The 4,114-nt window shown below is 55.2% G+C and carries 3 protein-coding genes; all 3 read right to left on the minus strand.

Going from position 1 to position 4,114, the window contains the following annotated elements; all coding sequences use genetic code 11:
* Nucleotides 1-183: 183 nt before the first annotated feature.
* On the minus strand, nucleotides 184-2,442 hold the full coding sequence (locus DID99_RS35830) for a right-handed parallel beta-helix repeat-containing protein (RefSeq protein WP_124668668.1): 2,259 nt from the start codon (nucleotides 2,440-2,442) through the stop codon (nucleotides 184-186).
* A 626-nt stretch (nucleotides 2,443-3,068) separates the two neighbouring features.
* A complete protein-coding gene (locus DID99_RS35835; protein ID WP_124668669.1) occupies nucleotides 3,069-3,623 on the minus strand; it encodes a hypothetical protein in 555 nt (184 codons plus the stop codon).
* A 330-nt stretch (nucleotides 3,624-3,953) separates the two neighbouring features.
* Nucleotides 3,954-4,114 (minus strand): transposase domain-containing protein (locus DID99_RS35840; protein WP_148094701.1); only part of this gene is annotated, 161 nt, incomplete at its 5' end.

Genomic DNA, 4,114 nt, shown 5'->3' on the forward strand with positions numbered 1-4,114 from the left:
CTTATGACAGAGCTCGCCCGCCCGCTGTCCGTCCGCATTGCCTGACATCACGAACAATGGCTTCACTTCGTCCTCACGCCTGATTTATGCAACAACGCCCATTACTCCATTACTCAAATATTACAAATTCCTATCCGTGCGCCAATGCCGCCCAGCCCACGTACACCAGAATCGGCTATTGCTCTACGGCAGAATGTACACCCCGTTCATGGTTGCGTACGTTCCCGACAATTTTGTCACGGTAAGCGTATGTGACCCACGCGACAGCATTGGCGAAGTGTAAATCGCGACATTCGAATGCCGGTGCTGGTCTATTGGCACCGTATCAACGATTTGTTGTGCTCGGCCGTCGATGCTGATGCCGAGCTTGCCTTGATCGGTGTTCTGCTCTCCAAAGACTTGGATCGCCGTGCCGGTGAAATCCACCATCATCGTGTCACCGTCGCTTGTCGTGTAGTGAAGATCGCGCAGGTAATCATAGTAGCCAGACCGGTTGTTGGCATGCTGCCATGAACCGGTGTACTTGAGCTGCGACGCGTTATCTCCGAGTCTGCCCATCACATTGCTCTCGGATATATTTCTAGCGTCTGTTCCGCGTCCGGCATGGCTCAGCAATGTTGCAGGAACGTCGGACATGGAGGTGATGGTGACATTACTACTGTCGTGCGTGTCGATCGGCGAAGGCGAACAGGTGGAATAATCACCGCCCGGTGCATCTGCATAATTATTCGTATACCAGATGTGTCCTGTTGGCTCGCATCCTCCTTGGACCGTACCATACGGCCCAATGGAATTGAACGACACGTTGTCTGCCCAGTTGATCCATTCCGAACCGGCATCGTCGTAGTAGGTCCGCATGACGTTGTTACTGTTGTAGGACACGTTTCCGGTCACGTGAATGCCGTGGGCCAGCGTATCGACCGGATCGATGGTCTTGCCGTCCGCCAAGTGTCGAGATAGCGCCTGATGTCCTTCGATATAAACTGCTCCGCCATCGGTTAATCCTGTCATGTAATCATGCAGCAGGTTGTTGCCGATCATGTTGCTATCGTTAATGTTCACCGACAGGGACGGGTGAGAGGAATTATCGACGTGGCCCTGGATGATCCCGGCCGTAATCGCTGTATAGGGCACATCGTGTATTTCATTATGGGTAACCGATGTTTTCTGACCGAACAACAACGTAATCGCACTGGCTGACGGGTAGTCAGTGCCGATGTTGTGGATCAAGTTTCTCTTGATCGTATTGTTCATCATGATCTCGTTGGCACCGATCACATCGTTCTTTACCAGCGTTGGGTCCGGGTTGCAGTTTTGCCTGATCGCGACGGCAGTCGCGACATTGCCGTCGGTCGGTGTAGGATCGAACGTGCAGCCCATGATGATGGCTGCCGAAGCGATCGTCGCGAATTCATTGTTTTCTACCAGATTTCCTGATGAGCCGTACATGAACGCCAGACCGGCACCGCCCAACGCAGTGAACCGATTCCTCTCGAATGTGACGTTGTTCGATGCGCTGAAGCTGACATTGGCGAGGGGTTGACTCAGTGCGCCCCACGGACATGAACCGGGAGGCGAGGAGAACAGGCACATGCCCTGGTTGCCAGTCGCGGTCGTCATGCGGAGATTGCTCTGTACGTCCGCAAAACCGGCGGCAGCAGACGGAGCGTTCCAGGTCGCATAGGAAAACTGCAGCCCGGAAAAGGTCACATCATGCAGTGGGTGAACCAGAGAGCCTGCGCCCTGGAGCAGCGTCTCCAGCCGGGGGAGTTCGACATCGAGCGCCGTCGCCACCTGTCCGGTAATCGGTTGGTAATAAAGAGTGCTGTCCGCTGCGTCGAGGAACCACTGTCCCGGCTGGATCAAGGTCAGGGCATTCTGGATCGATGAGGGCATCGTGCCTGTGGACATCGAAGGCAGGCTGCCGCTGGGATTCGAATAGGTCGCTCGTTGGGTCACGTTTGTCCAGCAGGGTTGCGCCATCGTGATCGAACCGTTCGAATAACTGGCTACTCGACATCGTGACTCTGTCCAATTTCCATTGCCTTGTGTATAGACGAACTCGACATTGGCGATCTGTGCTGCGCTGAGCTTGTTGAACCATGTCATCGCAATACCGTCGTTCTTGATGCTGTAGCCGTTCGCCGAGCCGGTCCATCCGCCTGAGAATCCCAATTGGTCTGGTGTTTGCTGTGCCACTGGTGCTTCGGCGCCGTTAACGTACAGCTGTCGGGAATTGCTGCCTGCGGGGACGGGGGAGGCCCACATCCCTCCTGTACCGGATCGCGTCCAGCTGGCGACTTGCGTGGCACCCGAAATAATCGGATACGCGCCGGATGCAGCCGTCCATACTACCGGATGACCCGATGAGCCCGAATCTGCCGCGCCGAAGCTCCACGTGCTCTCCAATCGATATATTCCGTCGGCCAGTTCGACGCGCATATCGGTCTTACCGGCTGCGAGCGAGGCTCGCACAGCCGACTGCGCAGCAGTCAGACTACAGGGCGCATCCTGGGTGCAGGCCGAGTCAGATCCAGAAGGGCTTGCGTATAGCGTGTGCGCAGTCTGAGCAGCAGGGTTTAGCGGTGTCACGGGTATAGGCAGGGGGGATGCTGGACTACCGGTTGATTGGTTGGCCGGGAGTGTTGGCGAAGCTGCTGACGTTGAAGCCAGAGTCTGATTGTCCAGATCGCCGCCGCATGCAGCAAGTGCCAGAGTAGTGCACAGAACTACGGACAAAATGGACGATATTCTCTTCGTGATCACAGTTGCTTCCTTTTCTTTTTTATCTGGTTTTTGACTCGACGCCTGCGTCAGGGCTATTACCGAAAGTAGTGTATGCGGCGGGGTACTGTCATGTTGGCTGGTTGGCATAGAACTCGGCATGAAGAAAGTGTATTAGCCGCGGTTCGATCTGACAGGTAGTCGGGCCGATAGAAGGGATGCGATCAATTGGAGATGACTTTCTCCCTGACGAGGTCCGGCGAATCGAGAAAGGTGCATATCGGCGTCTTTCCGTAACACATCCTTGGTGCTCCTGTTCATTGTTGTCGTGGTCAAGCCATGCATCAAGGTCCGTCTGCAAGCCATCGATCGATTTTGAGGAAGGTGGACGCATCGGAGCTCAAGCACGTCAATCTGTCGCAGGCCCGGCTCAGCAGGGCAACTGCCGCCGATGCGGCAGTTGCGTCGAGGTACATCCGCTCGCGCTCAGTATGAGCCGTAACGTCCGGGGTTGCCGACGTTCCTTCGTCCGCCAAGGTTGTAGCTATCAATTGAACTGCCTCGTCCTGTGAAATGGACCCACTCTCATCTCCAAAGCATTCCGACAGCAATGGCAGACGCAGACCGATGCTACCGTCCGCTGCGCTTCCTGCTGGAAATGTCAACGTGATCAGCCCGCCGGAAAAAAGGGCTGACCGTACCATGTCTGCACGAGCAGTGGCGGTCAGATTACTCAACAGGTTTCGACCGGATTTGGCGACGTGCTCGAGTTCGTCTTTCTGCTTCAGGTAATCGCGCCCGGCGGGAACCGAAGCGATGTGACAAAACGTGAGAGATTCCAAGATCTCAGCTTTGTGCCCGCCAAAGAAGCGATCCTTAATCCAGTCCCACAACGTCATGGAGGTGACGTCTCGTCGAAAAGCCTCGACTGTGTCGGCAGACAGTCTTTTCGAATTTTTTCAGCCGTATGTGCTGCAGAGTCAAATGCAAGGGTGCTCCCGCGAAAGGTTTTAACGCGCTTCGCGCTAAACTAATTAGCGGGGTAAGTCGCGATTGGTACAGATATGTGTGCCATGGGCATGATAAGGAGGATTATTGGCAGCGATTCTTAATTTGACCCCATAACCAAAGCCCCCGTCTTTCGAAGATATCAAAAAACATGGTTTTTGAGGCAATGTCAGGTTGAGCGAGACGCGGATTAAAGGTATGCGGTCTTTTGACGACGCCCCTCAGAGGTTGAGGGCGGCAGGCATTCTCCAAGGCATGAGATCGGCGTAGTCGTCGGCGGTTGCAGCGAGCGGCAACCTGGTGAACAGCCAGACCAGATAGCGATACGGCTCGACGCCGTTCGCCTTGCACGTCTCGACGAGGGAGTACAGGTTGGCACTGG

Source organism: Burkholderia sp. Bp8986 (genome assembly GCF_003854225.1).
In the GTDB taxonomy this organism is placed as follows: Bacteria; Pseudomonadota; Gammaproteobacteria; order Burkholderiales; family Burkholderiaceae; genus Burkholderia.

Coding starts and splice junctions, on each gene's coding strand:
- DID99_RS35830 (WP_124668668.1), bottom strand. CDS start 2,442: ATGCGCGTCGAACTGGCCGACGGAATATATCGATTGGAGAGCACGTGG.
- DID99_RS35835 (WP_124668669.1), bottom strand. CDS start 3,623: ATGACGTTGTGGGACTGGATTAAGGATCGCTTCTTTGGCGGGCACAAA.